The sequence below is a fragment of the Pseudomonas sp. AGC41 genome, assembly GCF_057334555.1.
In genome coordinates, this window is sequence record NZ_JBHFJB010000163.1 from 55,948 (window position 1) to 56,380 (window position 433).

General features: G+C 60.7%; 1 protein-coding gene. It reads left to right on the top strand.

The features are described from left to right. Positions 1–52: 52 nt before the first annotated feature. The gene (locus ACE04F_RS28460) at positions 53–430 is read left to right on the top strand and encodes an NUDIX hydrolase (protein WP_305497168.1); all 378 of its coding nucleotides are present in this window, start codon (positions 53–55) and stop codon (positions 428–430) included. The last annotated feature ends 3 nt before the right edge of the window (positions 431–433 follow it).

Consider the following 433-nt stretch of genomic DNA (forward strand, 5'->3'; position numbering starts at 1 on the left):
CCCCCCCCCCCCCCCCCCCCACGGGGGAACTGATTAACATTGAGGCTTTTATATGTTCCCGGTTTCCATCAAGGGCGTACTGCAATCTCCCGACGGCCTGGTCGTGCTGATGCTCAACGAGCGGGACGAATGGGAGCTGCCCGGTGGACGGATCGAGCTGGGCGAAACGCCGCCGCAATGCCTGGCACGGGAAATCGCCGAGGAGCTGGCGGTCGAGGTCAGCGTGGGCGAACCACTGGATTCGTATCTGTTCGAGGTGATTCCCGGCAAACACGTGTTCATCTCCACTTACCGCTGCCAGTTGCTGGGCGGTTTCGTGCCGACGATCAGTCATGAGCACAAGGAGATCGGGCTGTTCGAGCCAAGCCAGTTACCAGCGAACCTGCCTGCTGGTTATCGCTTGTCGATTATCAACGCGCTGGGGTTGTGAGGG